Genomic DNA, 16,295 nt, shown 5'->3' on the forward strand with positions numbered 1-16,295 from the left:
AAGCCCGGGCGCGCATGGAGCATGACCAACGTGAATGGGGGGCCAATTCCTATCACTCGGCGATTTTGCGCAGCCCGGAAAACCAGCGCTGGGTGACGGCGATGGACATTGCCATTGGCCAGGCGCATTGCCTTGATGATCCGCGGATGCGTGAGGTGTTGGTGGCGATTGCGGATTGGAAGATGGGTGAAAAACGATTCGACCAAGTCGGACGACTGCCAGGATGGACACGACTTAGTACTGAGGCTCAGTTGTTAGTGAGGGCCAGTTATCTGTATTACGAAAAAGGTACTTTTCCGCCCTCCGACCTGGTCTCGCTGACATCGCCCTCCCTGCTTTCCGGCAGAGCTGAAAAAGGAGGTGCCTTGTGAGCGACTCTCAACACCGAACCCGGACTTTTCCGAAACTCAAACCCTACCTCTGGATTGCCGGCGTACTGCTGATCGTTTGGCTCGGCTTCGTCTGGATCGTCCAAATCAAGGCACAGGAGCTCAGCATGGAACTTCGTGACATGAACCAAGTAATGCGCTGGGGTATCGCCGCTATTGTGGGCCCGATGTTGCTCATCTTCAGCGTTCACTGGTGGGGCAAAGCCGTGGCCAGTGAAAAGGCGGGGCTTGCTGCTTACAAAGCCAACGTCATGGCAAAAATCGCCGAACAGCAGGCCATGCAAGCGCGGACCTACGCGTTGGAAATCCGGGGCGTGGGGCTTGGGATTCATCACGACCATCAATCTGAAATCTGGCAGGTCATCAAAAAGAAAAACGACAACTTTGCTTCAATTTACTCTCGTGACCCCAAGGATTACACGGACTCGCTGGACTTCAGAATGATCAGTAGAGATATCAAAATCCGCGTTGCCTTCAAACATTCGGCAGGCGAGTCAGTGGCGTACTGGCCAATCCCGGTGTTTTCCATCGCGCCGCCCAAGCAACCCTCAGATACTGGGGCTGCGAGCAATATCCTCAGCGGTCGCAATGCCGCGACACTGGGAGTCACGCTGTTTTTGTGGCAAGACGCAGAAAACACAACCCATGCCCAGGGCATGATCGAGCGATTGTTCCAGTTCTTCGATGACAACCCCGAAGTGCCCCAGGCCTTGATCGTGAGCGAGGATGGCGACGTCACGCGAGACGGATTGCGGGTTATAGGAACCCCAGGATTGCAGAACGGCCACGTCGTCCCCACCGTCTACGAAAGCATGGCCGGGCTGCTGGTTACCCGCTCGGATCGGGTGGATCGGTACATTCGTCGCTATGCCACCCATGAGGCTGAGGACAATCAGAACAAAAACACAGATTTGGGCAACCTCTGGGCTTTCTATTGGGACCGTGATCGAGCATTTACCGATTGGTACGAAACCGCAGCACGTGCCAATGCATTAGAGGCGCCCTATGCGCCTACCACCATGTCCACCGCCTACTGGCAATCCCAACTCCCCACCCTCTGGCAAACCATCAGCAGCCGCGGCCCCGGAGAGTTCGAACCTTCCCCATGGTTACCCATCCGCTGGGCCCAGCATCAGGTCAAAGAATTCGACGCCGCGCCGGTGCTGGGTTACCTGCACCGCCCGATCAAGGTCGCGATGCAGGACGAAAACGGCAAACGGCTCAAACCGGCATTGCAGGCCAAGGCGCTGCAAGCCGGCTGGTTGCAGGCGCTGGATACCCTGCCCGAAGGGCATAAGCCGGTGCGCGTGTTCTACGACACCACCGACAATCAAGAAGCTGAAATCGCCCTGACCCTTGCCTTGCACGGCTTGAATACCGACGGCCATGGCATCGAATTGGGAAGTGTCGACGAGGGATACAACATCGGACGGCGCCTGGGCAACACAGGGGTGAGTAGCGCGCTGGTGGAGATCAACCTGGCGACCATCGCCAGTTATCTGGACGGCGGAGCCAGTGCGGTGGTTTACGCCGGTGCAGATGGCAGCCTGACGGTACAAATGATCCGCCCTCCGAGCGAGGCCCGCAAAGAGAAAAACCGCCAGAACCGAGGTGCCGACCCTTTCAAATTCGGGTCGCCTAGCGGTGGAGTACCCAAACCATGAAGCACCCCATCTGCCTGAGTGACGCTACGAGTAGCGGCGGCGAAGTAGTCTCCTGCCAGCTCAAAGGCACGCATACCCTCAATGGAAAAACCCCGGCGGTGTTGGGCGACAAGGCTTACTGCCCGCTGCATCTGGGCGAGTTTGCCTTCGTCGAAGGGCATCCGCGCCGGCGTATGAATGGCATCCCGGTTGTATTGGAGGGCCATCTCCTGGCCTGTGGTTGTCATGGCGTGGCGAGCACTGCTCAAAATGTGCGGGCAGGGTAAAAATCAAACAAAAAAAAGCCCGCGGGAGGGCGGGCAAACCGTAGTTTCTTGAATGAGCGAGGCAAATGTACAGGGTGTGGCTTCGAGGTGGGGTGAAGAAAAGTTCATGTGGATGAACGCCCGGGCCAGAAACCTTGGCGCGCTCAAGGCAAATGATCCGCCGCAAAGTCAGCCTCCGAACGCGCACGCAAACCGGCGTATCCGGATGACTTGGGCGAAACGCATCCGTATTGGATAAAAATACGGTCGGACGCAATCAGGCTGTTGTCGTCCTTCGCAGGGTGCCAGCCAGGTTGTCGCTGGAAAGGCGTTTTAATTTCATCTTGGCGCTCTAGAGTGGCTACGCTGGGTTGCGTTCCGGTGAGCCGCTGGATCCTGTCCATGAGTCATTGAGGTGGGGCGACGCCAGGATGTACTTTAATGATCAAAATGGATCCATTTTAGGCGTCAATAAAGTGGCGAACTTTCACTACTACGTGCCGTATGGCGGCAAAGTAGACAACCTATTGACAGTATCGGTTTGTTCTCCCATTATCGGCCGCGTTTTGATGGCTTTGCGCCATAAAAATGTCGGTGGTGACTGGGCAGTTTCCCAAGGTTCGCAACCGCAATACGATGACAAATGCCCACACCGTCAGCGGCCTCTTTAACGAGTATCCGCTTGAATATTCAGGAAGAAATTTCATGTTCGTTGAGCGCGTACTGGTCACTGGCGGAGCCGGATTCATTGGATCGCACCTTGTGGAAGCGTTGCTGGCCAAGGGGTATAAAGTCCGCGTGCTGGATAACTTGTCCACCGGCAAAGTCAGTAATTTGCCCATGGACAACGCCAATCTGAACCTGGTTATCGGCGATGTCGCAGACAGTGCCGCCGTGGCCCAGGCCATGCGCGATTGCAACGCCGTCGTACATTTGGCGGCAGTGGCTTCGGTACAGGCATCGGTGGACGATCCGGTCGGTACGCATCAAGCCAATTTCGTCGGTACCCTCAACGTTTGCGAAAACATGCTGAAGGCCGGGATCAAGCGCGTCGTGTTCGCGTCCAGTGCGGCCATCTACGGCAATAATGGCGAAGGTTCGGCCATCGACGAAGACACGCCAAAATCGCCACTCACGCCCTATGCCAGCGACAAGTTGTCCAGTGAGCACTACCTGGATTTCTATCGTCGTGAACACGCCCTGGAGCCAGTCATCCTGCGCTTCTTCAACATCTTTGGCCCACGCCAGGATCCGTCCTCGCCGTACTCCGGGGTGATCAGCATTTTCACCGAGCGAGCGCTGAAGCAGCAGCCGGTGTCGATTTTCGGTGATGGCGAGCAGACCCGCGACTTCGTTTACGTCCTGGACCTGGTGAGCATTCTGCTGCAAGCCGTGGAAACCACCGAGCCGCGTCCCGGGGCGGTGAACGTCGGTCTGAGCCGTTCCACCAGCCTCAATGATTTGATCGCTGAACTGGGGGCCGCCACCGGCCATCCTCTGACGGTGAACAATCAGGCGCCACGTCAAGGCGACATACGCCATTCGCGCGCCAATAATGCCCGCCTGCTTGAGCGCTTCAAGCTTCCGGAACCGACGTCCATCGGCAACGGTCTAGCGCAACTCATCCGCAGTTTGTAACTCGGCCTGCTTTACTGTCCGACGCACAAGCAGTACTGATCAAGTCATTTCAAGAGTGAGTTATGGAAATCGTTTTTCGCAGGACGCGTGTCCGCTCGGTCGCCAAGCGACTGTTAGCCGCTCTGGCGCTGTGTGTGAGTGGCCCCACCGTGCAAGCCGCGGTATTGACGCCTCCCTCCAGCGTGGCTTTTTGGTATGCCGATGAGCCGCCGATCTCTGAACTGGCCCAGTTCGACTGGGCAGTTGTCGAGCCGGGGCACATGACGGCGAGCGATGTCAAAACGCTGCGCAAGCTGGGCAGTGAACCGTTTGCTTATGTGTCTGTGGGAGAGTTCGACGGCTCAAAGGCTGACATCGCCAAGGCCGGCCTGGACAAGGCTGTCTCTCCGGTGCGAAACGATTCGTGGAACAGCCAGGTCATGGACCTCACGGCACCGGCCTGGCGCGAACATTTGCTCGGGCGTGCCAAGCAGCTGCAAGCCCAGGGTTATGGTGGACTTTTTCTCGATACCCTCGACAGTTTCACTCTACTGCCAGAAGCATCCCGTGAAGCACAGCGTGCCGGCCTTGCGAGTTTTCTGCGGGAGCTGCACAAGCAGCAGCCAAAACTGAAGTTGTTTTTCAATCGTGGCTTTGAAGTGCTGCCGGAGCTCGACGGCGTGGCGGCAGCGGTAGCTTTCGAGTCGCTGTATGCCGGTTGGGATGCAGCGGCCAAGCGATATCGACCCGTGCCGGAGGCGGACCGCCAATGGCTGCTGGGCCAGCTGCAACCGTTGCGTGCCAAGGGCATTCCACTGGTGGCGATCGACTATTTGCCACCGGAACAACGTGAGGAGGCCCGCAAGCTGGCCAAGCGTTTGCGCGATGAAGGTTTCATTCCTTTTATCAGCACCCCGGACCTGAATTCGATGGGTATCAGCAACATCGAAGTGCAGCCGCGACGTGTAGCGTTGGTTTACGACCCACGCGAAGGTGACCTGGCTGATAATGCCGGTCATACCTATCTCGGGGGACTGCTCGAATACTTGGGGTATCGGGTCGACTACCTGCCTGCCAACAGCTCCATGCCGGAATATCGCTTCAGTGGCTTGTATGCCGGGGTGATTACGTGGATGACCAGCGGTTCGCCGCAAGATGCTGCGGCGTTCAACCGCTTCATTAGCGCGCGTCTGGACGAGCACGTGCCGGTGGTTTTTTTCTCCGGTCTGCCGATTGAAGACCGGGTTCTGCTCAAGCGCATGGGCCTGACCCGCGAAGCTCCGCCGGGTACCCAAACCCTGACCGTTACTCATCAAGACAAGGCGCTGATCGGCGCTTTTGAAGCACCGGTGCAGCCCCGATCCCGTGATCTGACGGCGGTTTCGGTATTGCCCAAGGGGCCGACACCGGCACTCTCGCTGAGCAATGCAGCAGGCGAAACGTTCAATCCGGTCGTCATTGGCGATTGGGGCGGTCTGGCGCTGGCGCCTTACCTTCTTGAGGTGAACAACGAGCGCAGTCGCTGGATTCTCGATCCCTTCGCCTTCCTCAAGGCAAGCCTGCGTCTGCCTGAGCAACCACGCCCGGACACCACCACGGAAAACGGCCGTCGAATCGCCACCGTACACATCGATGGCGACGGTTTTCCATCCCGCGCCGAAGTGCGTGGCACTCCGTACGCCGGTCGTCACACGCTGGACGACTACATCAAGCCCAACCCGTTCCTGACGTCGGTGTCGATCGTCGAGGGTGAGATTTCGCCGCGTGGCATGTTCCCGCACCTGGCGCGTGAACTGGAGCCCATCGCCCGCGAGATCTTCGCCAACCCGAAAGTCGAAGTGGCCACTCACACCTTCAGCCATCCGTTTTTCATGCAGCCGGACAAGGCCAGGAAGCGTGAGAATTTCAAACCGGAATATGGTTTGAACATGGCGATTCCGGGCTACGACAAAATTGATTTCCAGCGCGAGGTTGTCGGTTCGCGCGACTACATCAACCAGCAGCTCACCACCCCGGAAAAGCCGGTAAAAATGGTGTTCTGGCCAGGTGACGCCCTGCCTTCGGCATCGACGCTGAAGATTGCCTACGATGCCGGTCTGAAAAACGTCAACGGCGCCGAAACGATGATGACCAAGGCCGATCCGTCGCTGACCGGGTTGAACCCGTTACTGCGCCCTACCGAGGGCGGTTTGCAGTACTACGCGCCGATCATCAACGAGAACCTCTACACCAACCTGTGGCACGGCCCCTACTACGGCTTCCGCGAATTGATCGAGACCTTTGAACTGACTGACAGCCCAAAGCGTCTGCGGGGCCTGCACCTCTACTACCACTTCTATTCAAGCACCAAGCAAGCCTCGATCAAGGCCATGCACGAGATCTACGGCTACATGCGTGAGCAGAATCCGATGTCGCTGTGGATGAGCGACTACATCGATCGATTGCATGGCTTGTACCAGGCCAGCCTGGCGCGGACCGCCGATGGTAATTGGCAGATTCGCGGCATGGATGCATTGCGCACCGTGCGCCTGGACCCGCAAATGGGCTGGCCGGATTTGCTGCGATCGCAAGGCATTGCCGGTGTTCGAGATATACCGCAAGGCCGCTATGTGGCCCTGAGCAGCGACCGGGCACTGTTGGTCCTGCGTCCTGACCGGGACGGCCGCCCGGCGCTGGAGGATGCGAATTTGCCTCTGCTGAGCTGGCAGTACCTGGATGATAAACGCGTGAGTTTTTCGTTTGCCGGGCAGTTTGATCTGACCTTCTCGGTACGCTCGGCGAGTGCCTGCCGGGTCGAAGTGGATGGACAGCGTTTTGCAGGCAAGGGGTCTGCGGGCCTTTGGACTTTTCAATTACCAATGAAGCAGGTGAGTAATGGTCAGCTCCTCTGCAACTAAAAAAAGCCGCCTGCTCAACCCATGGGCATTGGCGGTGGTGGCGGTTGCCGTGGGAGGTCTGCTGTGGGCGACTTTCCAGCGTGAAGAAGTATTCCAGCCCGATGGCCGTGAACCGGATGCGGTCTCGGCCAACTATGCAGAGTTGCTGCTGGCGGCCCACCCGGACGACGATCATCTGCGTATGCAACTGATCGATCTGCTGATTCGTCTGGGGGAGTACGACAAGGCGCGGCGGCACCTGGAGGCCTGGCCGCATCCGAAGGCGGAGGTTCAGGCTTTTTATCGTTTGCAGCTTGACGCATTGGTGGCCGAGAGCAGCAACGATCTGATTGCTCAGCAAGCATTGGTTGAGCGGATGAAAACCTTCGATCACCGCAAGTTGCCGACGCCGCAGTTGCAAACCCTGGCCAAGCTGGCGCTGGAGTTGCAGGCCCCGGCGTTCGCCGCTGGCGTCTTCGAAGAAATTGCCAACCGTGAACCGAAGTTGCGTACCGAATCGTTGAGATCTGCCGCCCAGTGGTATATGGCAGGTGAGCAGCCTGGGCGTGCGGCTGATATCTATCAGCAGCTCAAAAGAGAAGCCCAGGTAGGCGCCGAGCGTCGCGAATTTGCAAAGCTGGCTTTTGACAGCCTGCTGTTGGCCGGTCGTGGTGATCAGGCCGCACAGGTGCTTGCCGATGAGCTACCGCAGCTGACCAATCCGCAAACCGATATTGCCTGGCTGGAACAGGGGGTTGATGTCGCGGTAGCGAACAAGCGTTTTGAGCTGGCACAGCAAGTGCTCAAGCAGTGGCAGATTTTGCAGCCGGATAACCCGCAAATCCCGTTGAAGGCTTTCCATGTGCGACTGGCCATCGGCGACCTGGCGGGTGCCTGGGAAACCGGTCAGCAATTGGTGATCGACCATCCGCAGGATCAGGCGTTGCTTGAGCAAATGGCGCTGCTGGGTGAATGGCGTGGAGAGAACGAGGCCGCGTTGACCTACTGGATCAGTCTGCTGAGGTTGCGCGAAGACCCGAAGCTGCGCGAGCACGCGTGGCGTCTGGGGAGTCAGCAGTTTGATTTCGATCGTTCGATCCCGTTGCTCGAAGAGATCATGGATCAGCGTGCGCTGACTGACATCGAACTCGATGCACTGAACTACGGTCATGAATCGCGGGGCACGCCGAAGGAGGCCGAAGCCTGGTTCCGCAAGTACTTGCGCAAGTACCCGTCGCATCGCCTGGCGTGGACGCGTTTGTTGCAGAACCTGGAAAACACCGGGCAGTTCGAGAGCAAGACCAAGGTTTATGAGCGCTATGCCAAACGCTTCAAGCTCAATACCACCGAGCAGGTCGACTGGGCCAACACTTACCTGAAATTGTTCGATAACAAATCCGCATGGAAGGTGGTTCAGGACGATGACCAGAGCATCGACGACGAGAATTACTGGCACGCCCGTGCGTCCCTGGCCTGGGAGCTGGAGCGCGATGAGGATTTACGGGTTTCGCTGGAAAAACTGCTTGCGATCAATGGCAAGTTGACCAGTGGCGACGAGAGCCAGCTGATCACCATGTATCGCACTCGCGATCCTCAACGCGCCTTGACGTTGACGATTGGCAGCTGGGAGCGCACCCGGGATCCGCAACGTCTGGTCGAGGCCTTGCAGCAAGCCCAGGAGTTGGACGACTGGTCGCGGGTGGCATCGCTGCTTAAGGATGCCGAGCAGTTTCCGGATGCCTTTGATCAAGCCCAGGTGCTGGCGATGCGGGGTGCACTGGCGGCCACGCAGGGGAATGCCGATGAGGCCGAGCGCCTGTATCAACTGGGCTTGTCGCGTTACCCCACTGACAACTTGTTCCGTGAGCGACTGGTGTGGTTCTACGTTGACCAGGCGAACACCGCGAAACTCAAGCCGCTGATGACCCAGTGGCGCGATCATGCACGCCAGGACCGACTGCTGTGGCTGCCGTTCGCCAGTGCCAGCCAGTTGCTGGGCCGGGACGCAGAAGCACTCGCCTGGTATCGCATGTACCTCAAAAGCAGTCCGCAGGACTGGCTGGTGCGGGCGGCCTATGCCGACGCATTGGAAAGCGCCGGTTATGAGGATGCAGCCCAGCGATTGCGCCTGAAGCTGCTGCGCAGCCCGGAAGGTGAGGACATAAGGCCCTCGTCTCAGCGTTACGCTGTATGGCTGCGCCTGATGACCAGCAGTTATTCGCCGAAAAAGGCGCAGCACGAGTTGTTGAGGTGGAAGGACGGTTCGCCGGCGATGTTGCAAATGTGGTTAGAACGTTTGCTGGCGCGCCTCGATACCACCAATTCGGAATCGCAAAAGGATGAATGACTGGCGTGGGCACGTAGCCACGGCTTGAAGGTCGAGCGCTACGAGCAGATTCAGGAAGCCCTGCGTAGCCGTAACAAGTCGCAAGTCGAAACCCTGCTGGCCCGTAGTGACTTGAACCCTGCGCAACGGGCTCAGGCGCTCAATCGCCTGGGTCGTCTGAACGAAGCCCTCGACACCAGCCTTTCGGCACTGGGTGACGAGCAGCCATTGGCCGTACGCGAACAGCTGCGTCGCCAGGCCGTGGAAATCCATGAGCGCACGCCGCAAGGCGCGCAGTTGTCGTGGCAAGAGCAGGATTTCGGCGGAATCGAGTTCAACGCGCCGCGTCTGCAAATCGCGCACAACCTGGGCGATAAGTGGTACGCCGATCTTGAGCTGGAACAGGGCGACTACAGCGGTGACGAAATCGAATCATCGAAAATCGGCGAAGAGCGTAACGCGGCCCTGACCCTGCAACATGCCGTGGATAACGGCAGCTACAAACTGTTTGCCGACACCAGCCAGCGCGACGATGACGACCGCAACGGCCTGGGCCTGTCCCGGACCTGGCAGTTGGGCGTGAGCGATGAACTGGAAACCGGTGTTGATTGGCATCGCAAGAACGAAGACAGCGGTTTGATGCGCGCCTTTGGTCAACAGGACCGCGTGTATCTGGGTGGGCGTCACAGCCTGACGGCCCGCGATCAGTTCAGCTGGGAAGTCGCACAGCGGTCGTTTTCCACCCGTGCCGGTGACGATCTGGGCGATGGTCACGCGCTGAAAATGGAGTACAACCACACGCTGGAATTCGCCGGTCCCAACTGGACCGTGCGCAGCGGTGTCGACTACCAGAAAAACCGGGTCAAGGACAAAAATCTGGATTATCTGTCCAGCAACTTTGGCGGGCCGGTCATCAGGGCCGCGCCTGAGCAGACGTTCGACCCGGATACCGGTGAGCCCGATCCGATCAATCCATTGGACATCGAGACCGTTACCGCTGACGACTTGCTGCAAAGCCGCTATGGCCAATTGTATTTCGGCAGTTCCTGGCGTCGCGGCTTGCCCGGCGCACTGGTGCGGACCAAGCCGCAGTACACCTGGCTGGTGGACCTGACGGCAGGTTGGCAATGGACCGATCAAACCTTTAACTACGGCATCAATACCGGGATCGGCGTTGAAGTGCTGGGTGATGACGAACTGGCCCTGACCTTCGGCTACCAATCCGCGCCACAAGGCGGGGACGGCAAGGCCGGCGGAACACTGGGCGTGAGCTACGGCGTGCGTTTCGGACGCTGATCATGGAATTTTCTACGGGAGAAAAACGTATGCAAGCAATTCGTAATCTGAGCCTGGCGCTGGCGGTCCTGTTCGTCGCCGGTTGTGCCAGCTTCACCGACGAAAGCAGCCCGAACCTGCCGCGCACTGCGCAGTGGGGCATCGTGCCGATGGTCAACTATTCGCAGACGCCGCAGGCCGGTGAACGCAGCGAGCAAATCCTGCTCAGCGTCCTCAGCAGCCACGGCCTGCAACCGCGGGTTTACCCGGCCAGCACCCAGGGTGAGCAAGCGTTGATGGACGACAGCGAGCGTCTGGCCGGTGCGCTCGATTGGGCGCGCGAGCAGAAACTCGATTACGTGGTCGCCGGCAGCGTTGAAGAGTGGCAGTACAAGAACGGCCTGGACGGCGAGCCGGCAGTGGGCATCAGCCTGCGCGTACTGGATGCAAGCAGCGGCCAGGTGCTCTGGAGCAAAAGTGGCGCGCGTGCCGGTTGGTCTCGTGAAAGCCTGGCGGGTACCGCGCAAAAGGTGCTCGACAATCTTGTTGGCGCCCTTAGCTTCGAGTGATTGCAATGAATTCTCCACACATGGATTACAGCCTGGCGCCTCGCGCCAGCGGCCTGGTGTCTTGGCTGGAAACGTTCCTGGTAACCGGCCTGACCATCGGCCTCGGTCTGTGGCTGACCCCACACGACCCGATGCAAATGCACGGCGGGTTCCCCTGGCCGATTCTGGCGCCGCTGCTGTTGGGTGTGCGTTACGGTTTTGTGCGCGGCCTGCTCAGCGCCGGTTTGTTGGTGCTGGCAGTCTTTGCCCTGCGCTACAGTGGCCACGCCGGTTATGAACAGCTTGAACCGTCGTGGATTGTCGGCGTGCTGGTCTGCGGGATGCTGGTGGGCGAGGTTCGCGATCTGTGGGAAAGACGCCTGGAGCGTCTGCAGATGGCCAACGATTATCGCCAGTATCGTCTCGATGAATTCACCCGCGCGCATCAGATTCTGCGGGTCTCCCACGACCGTCTGGAACAGCGTGTGGCGGGCAGCGACCAAAGCTTGCGCAGCTCCCTGCTGGGCCTGCGCGAAAGACTGCGAGTCATGCCGGAGCAGGGTGATGCACTGTTGGCCTTGGCTGACCCGATCGTCGCCGTGCTTGGACAATACGGCTCGCTGCGGGTGGCCGGGCTCTATCGGGTCGACGATCGCGGTGAGCGGGTGTTGCCTGCTCCGTTGGCAACCATCGGCGTCATGGGCTCGCTGGACACCGAAGACGGTCTGGTCAAGTTGTGCCTGGAGCGCGGTGAGCTGGTGAGCGTGCGTCAGGAGTTGATCGATGCCGGTGGCTCGGCGCAATTCTCGTCGTTGCAAGCGTGCATACCATTGATCGATGCCGAAGGGCGTCTGTTGGCGGTGCTGGCGGTGCGGCAGATGCCGTTCTTCGCCTTTCAGGATCGGACACTGAGCCTGCTGGCGCTGTTGGCCGGGCACATCGCCGACCTGCTGCTGCGTGACGTGCAAGTGCTGCAACTGGCGGATGCCGACGCGCAGCACTTCACGCTGCAACTCAAGCGCTCGCTGGTCGACGTTGAGCAGCATCAGTTGTCGGCCGGTTTGTTCGCCTTCGAGATGACCCGCTCCAACGAAGAGCTGACGCGCCTGCTGGAGCGCAGTCAGCGCGGTCTGGACTTGCACCTGCCGCTGCGCAACAACCGCGATCACCAGCTGCTGCTGGTGCTGCTGCCGTTGACCAGCCCGCAAGGCACCGAGGGCTATCTGTCGCGTATCAACCTGCTGGTGCATGAACACTTCGGCATTGAAAGTGACTTGGACAGCCTCGGAGTGCGGGTCATGCCTTACAACCTGGAGCCCGATGAACACAACGGGCTGCGTAACTTCCTGTTCAACGAGTGTGGCCTGAATGATCAGCAAGTGGCTGTTTAGCGGAGCCTTGTTGTTAGAGGCGGGCAGTTGGGCCAGCTTGTGGGCCGACGCCCCCGAGGTGCACCAATTGCTGGTGTTCAGCCTCACTCATGGCCTGGCTTGTGTGATGTTGTGTGGCGCAGTCTGGCTGCTGTTGCCGGCGCGCTACCGCTCGCCGTTGCCGTGGAGCCCGCTGTTTATTTTCAGCCTGGCATTTTTTGTGCCGGTGCTCGGTGCGGTGGGTGTGGTCGCGGCGATCTTCCCGGCGCTGTACCTGCCACGCAAACGCGACAAGCAAGCCTGGCAAGCGGTAGGCATTCCGAGCCTGCCGTATCGTGCGCAGACAAATCTGCATTCGCCGATCTTTGCCGACGGCGGTTTGCAGGATGTCTTGCGTCACGCACCGGACCCGGATCAGCGCCTGTCCGCTTTGCTGGCCACCAAGCGTATGCCCGGCAAGGAAGCGGTGCCGATTCTCAAGCTGGCGTTGGGTGACCCGAGCGACGATGTGCGGCTGCTGGCGTATTCGATGCTCGACAAGCAGGAAAGCGACATCAACCTGCGCATCCAGATTGCCCTCGGCCAACTGCACGGCGCCACGACCAAAGCCGCCGGCGTGCTGCACGGCACTCTGGCGCGCTGGTATTGGGAGCTGGCGTACCTGGGGCTGGCGCAAGGCAGCGTACTCGAGCACGTCCTCAATCAAGCCAGCGAGCATGCCGAACAAGGTCTGCAAGCGGGTGAGGGCGGTGAGCTGTTTCTGTTGGCCGGGCGTATCGCCCTGGAACGCGGCGACATCGAGCGCGCCGAAGTGCTGCTGACCCAAGCCCAGGAAAACGGCATGGGCGCGGCGCAGATCCTGCCGTTTCACGCCGAGCTGGCGTTCGAAGCCGGTCGTTACCATGAAATTCCAGGGTTGCTCGCAAGCCTTCCCGAGAAAACCCGCCAGCGACCACCCTTCGCTGATCTGGTGAGGAGCTGGACATGAGTCACAAGGAAGAGGCGCCGATCGCCGACATCTGCCTGCTGCTCGAAGGCACCTGGCCTTATGTGCGTGGCGGCGTGTCGAGCTGGATTCACCAGATGATCCTCGGCCTGCCGGAGCTGACGTTCTCGGTGATGTTCATCGGCGGGCAGCGTTCGGCCTATGCCGAGCGACGCTATCAAGTGCCGTCGAACGTGCTGCACATCGAAGAAGTGTTCCTCGAAGACGCAACCCACACGACCAACACCCGAGGCACACCGCGCGAGGCCGACCTGCAACAGCTGGACGACCTCTATCGCTTCCTGCATCACCCGGACGCGCCTGAACCGGCACTGGGTGAAAACCTGCTCGACAGCATCGCGCAAGGCCGCCTGACCCTCGACGACGTGCTGCGCAGCCGCGCCAGTTGGGAGGCGTTGAGCGAAGGCTATCGCCTGCATTGCGCCGACCCGTCGTTCATCAACTATTTCTGGACCCTGCGCTCAATGCAGTCGCCGTTGCTGATGCTCGCCGAGTCGTCGCGCCGGATGCCGCGGGCGCGGATGCTGCATTCGATTTCCACCGGTTACGCCGGGCTGTTGGGCTGTATTCTCAAGCAACGCTGGAACTGCAAGTACCTGCTCAGCGAGCACGGGATCTACACCAAGGAGCGCAAGATCGACCTGGCCCAGGCCAGCTGGATCGCCGAGAGTTCCGGTCAGGCGCTCAACCGCAGCCTCGATGCCGGCTCGGGTTACATCCGGACCTTGTGGGTGCGGTTTTTCGAGCGCATCGGCCAACTGACCTACAACAGCGCCGACAACATCATTTCGCTGTACGACGGCAACCGTCAGCGGCAAATCAAGGACGGTGCCGACCCGGTTCGCACCCAGGTCATTCCCAACGGTATCGACCTGCCGCAGTGGACCGCCGCCCTCGAATCCCGTGCCCCAGGCATCGCGCCGGTGGTGGGGTTGATCGGCCGCGTGGTGCCGATCAAGGACGTGAAGACCTTCCTGCGGGCCATGCGCGGCGTGATCAGCGCCATGCCCGAGGCTGAAGGCTGGATCGTCGGCCCGGAGGAGGAAGACCCGGAATACGTCAGTGAATGCCGCAGCCTGATGGCCAGCCTGGGGCTGGAGGGCAAGGTGCACTTCCTTGGCTTCCAGCGCATCCAGGACATCCTGCCCAAACTCGGGCTCATGGTCCTGACTTCGATCAGTGAGGCGCAACCGCTGGTGATCCTCGAAGCCTGGGCCGCCGGTACGCCGGTGGTCAGCAGTGACGTGGGCTCGTGCCGGGAAATGATCGAAGGCGGCAGCCCTGAAGACCGCGACCTCGGTCTGGCCGGTAAAGTCGTGGCCATTGCCGACCCGCAGGCCACCAGCGTGGCAATCCTCGAACTGCTGCGCAGTCCGCAACGCTGGCAAGCGGCTCAGGCCAGCGGCTTGTTGCGGGTCAACCGTTACTACACCGAAGCCTTGATGCTGCAGCGTTATCGCGACTTGTATCAAGCCGCCATGGAGAACAGTTAAATGGCCGGGATTGGCTTCGAACTCCGCAAGATCCTGTCGCGCGATTCCTACACCGCGACCTTGCATGCCTACGTCTACGCCGGGCTGATCAGCTCCGGGCCCTGGGTGCTGTCGATCATCAGCGTGATGCTGGTGGGTATCATCAGCCTGAGCCGTGTCGTGCCCAATACGCTGGTGGGGCAGTTCCTGGTGACGGTCACCTATCTGATGGCCAGCTCGCTCATCCTTACCGGCGGTTTGCAGCTGTTTTTCACGCGGTTCGTTTCCGACCGGTTGTTTGAAAACAAGCACGACCAGATCCTGCCCAACCTGGTGGGTGTGCTGTTGATAGTCACCATCGGTGCCGGCGTACTGGGTATCGTTGTGCTGAGCGTGTTGTTCGACCAGCCGCTGATGTACCGGCTGCTGGTGCTGTCGAACTTCGTGGTGCTGTGCAACCTGTGGATGGTGATCATCTTCCTCTCGGGGATGAAAGCTTATAACCGCATCCTGCTGGTGATGCTGGTGGGCTACTCGCTGATGGTCATCAGTGCTTATCTGCTGAGCTTCCTGGCAATAGCGGGCCTGCTGTTGGCGTTGTTGATCGGGCACAGTGCGCTGCTGTTCCTGTTTCTCTACGACATCCTGCGCGAATACCGTGCCGAGAAATTGGTGGCCTTCGATTTTCTTGACCGGCGCCACGTGTTTGTCAGTCTTTTGGTGACCGGGTTTTTCTATAACTTTGGCATCTGGATCGACAAGTTCCTGTTCTGGTTCAACCCCGGCACTTCGAACACCGTCATCGGCCCGCTGCGGGCCTCGATCCTGTACGACCTGCCGATCTTCCTCGCGTACCTGGCGATCATCCCCGGGATGGCGGTGTTCCTGGTGCGCATCGAGACCGATTTTGCCGAGTGGTATGACCGACTGTTCCGGGCCATTCGCGAAGGCGAGACCTTGCAGCACATCAGTTCGCTGAAGACCGAGATGACCTTGTCGATCCGTCAGGGCCTGCTGGAAATCTGCAAGGTACAGGGGCTGACCGTGGTCCTGTTGTTCCTGTTCGCCCCGCGCTTGCTGGACTGGCTGGGCATCTCCAGTTATTACCTGCCGCTGTTCTACATCGACCTGATCGGCGTGAGCATCCAGGTGGTGTTCATGGCGTTGCTCAACGTGTTCTTCTACCTCGACAAGCGTGCCGTGGTGCTGGAACTGTGCGTGATCTTCGCGGTGCTGAACGCCGGGTTGACGCTACTGAGCATGCACCTTGGGCCGAGCTTTTTTGGCTACGGTTTCACCCTGTCGTTGCTGGTGTGCGTGTTGCTCGGCCTGCATCGGCTGTCCACTGCACTGGAAGACCTTGAGTACGACACTTTCATGTTGTCGCGCTGAAGCGTTCTGGTTGTCAAAAAAGGCACTGTCGATGATCGGCAGTGCCTTTTTTGTGGGCCAGGATTCTGCCGTCGGCTACAGCAACGAAATGGACACCAAGGCCTATTCTTTAATC

General features: G+C 59.6%; 10 protein-coding genes and 1 pseudogene. All 11 read left to right on the forward strand.

The features are described 5' to 3' along the window. Nucleotides 1-371 (forward strand): effector protein Tle3 domain-containing protein (locus M5G20_RS14880; protein ID WP_273919696.1); only part of this gene is annotated, 371 nt, incomplete at its 5' end. Next, nucleotides 368-2,053, forward strand: a complete 1,686-nt coding sequence (locus M5G20_RS14885) for a type VI lipase adapter Tla3 domain-containing protein (protein ID WP_337994295.1) — start codon at nucleotides 368-370, stop codon at nucleotides 2,051-2,053. The genes M5G20_RS14880 and M5G20_RS14885, both read left to right, overlap by 4 nt. After that, nucleotides 2,050-2,319, forward strand: a complete 270-nt coding sequence (locus M5G20_RS14890; protein ID WP_273919697.1) for a PAAR domain-containing protein — start codon at nucleotides 2,050-2,052, stop codon at nucleotides 2,317-2,319. Before M5G20_RS14885 ends, M5G20_RS14890 begins: the two co-directional genes overlap by 4 nt. Nucleotides 2,320-3,003: 684 nt before the next feature. Next, nucleotides 3,004-3,936 carry an NAD-dependent epimerase/dehydratase family protein gene (locus M5G20_RS14895; RefSeq protein WP_273919698.1) on the forward strand — a complete coding sequence of 311 codons (933 nt, stop codon included), beginning with the start codon at nucleotides 3,004-3,006 and terminating at the stop codon, nucleotides 3,934-3,936. A 62-nt stretch (nucleotides 3,937-3,998) separates the two neighbouring features. Next, complete coding sequence (locus tag M5G20_RS14900) at nucleotides 3,999-6,812, forward strand: bifunctional glycoside hydrolase 114/ polysaccharide deacetylase family protein (protein WP_273919699.1); 2,814 nt, start codon at nucleotides 3,999-4,001, stop codon at nucleotides 6,810-6,812. Beyond that, nucleotides 6,790-10,413, forward strand: a pseudogene (locus M5G20_RS14905) (tetratricopeptide repeat protein). Before M5G20_RS14900 ends, M5G20_RS14905 begins: the two are co-directional and overlap by 23 nt. Before the next feature lie 29 nt (nucleotides 10,414-10,442). Beyond that, entirely contained in the window at nucleotides 10,443-10,961 is a 519-nt protein-coding gene (locus M5G20_RS14910) for a penicillin-binding protein activator LpoB (protein WP_273919700.1), read from the forward strand. 5 nt (nucleotides 10,962-10,966) lie between these two features. Continuing rightward, nucleotides 10,967-12,331, forward strand: coding sequence for a PelD GGDEF domain-containing protein (locus M5G20_RS14915; protein WP_273919701.1), 1,365 nt, complete (start codon nucleotides 10,967-10,969; stop codon nucleotides 12,329-12,331). Then, nucleotides 12,309-13,298: a HEAT repeat domain-containing protein gene (locus M5G20_RS14920; RefSeq protein WP_273919703.1), complete on the forward strand. Its 990-nt coding sequence runs from the start codon at nucleotides 12,309-12,311 to the stop codon at nucleotides 13,296-13,298. Before M5G20_RS14915 ends, M5G20_RS14920 begins: the two co-directional genes overlap by 23 nt. Continuing rightward, nucleotides 13,295-14,809, forward strand: coding sequence for a GT4 family glycosyltransferase PelF (pelF, locus tag M5G20_RS14925; RefSeq protein ID WP_273919704.1), 1,515 nt, complete (start codon nucleotides 13,295-13,297; stop codon nucleotides 14,807-14,809). Before M5G20_RS14920 ends, pelF begins: the two co-directional genes overlap by 4 nt. Beyond that, a complete protein-coding gene (gene pelG / locus M5G20_RS14930) occupies nucleotides 14,810-16,180 on the forward strand; it encodes an exopolysaccharide Pel transporter PelG (RefSeq protein ID WP_273919706.1) in 1,371 nt (456 codons plus the stop codon). It abuts the gene before it with no gap. The last annotated feature ends 115 nt before the right edge of the window (nucleotides 16,181-16,295 follow it).

This window comes from Pseudomonas sp. TNT2022 ID1044 (assembly GCF_028656895.1).
GTDB classification, from domain to species: Bacteria; Pseudomonadota; Gammaproteobacteria; order Pseudomonadales; family Pseudomonadaceae; genus Aquipseudomonas; species Aquipseudomonas reinekei.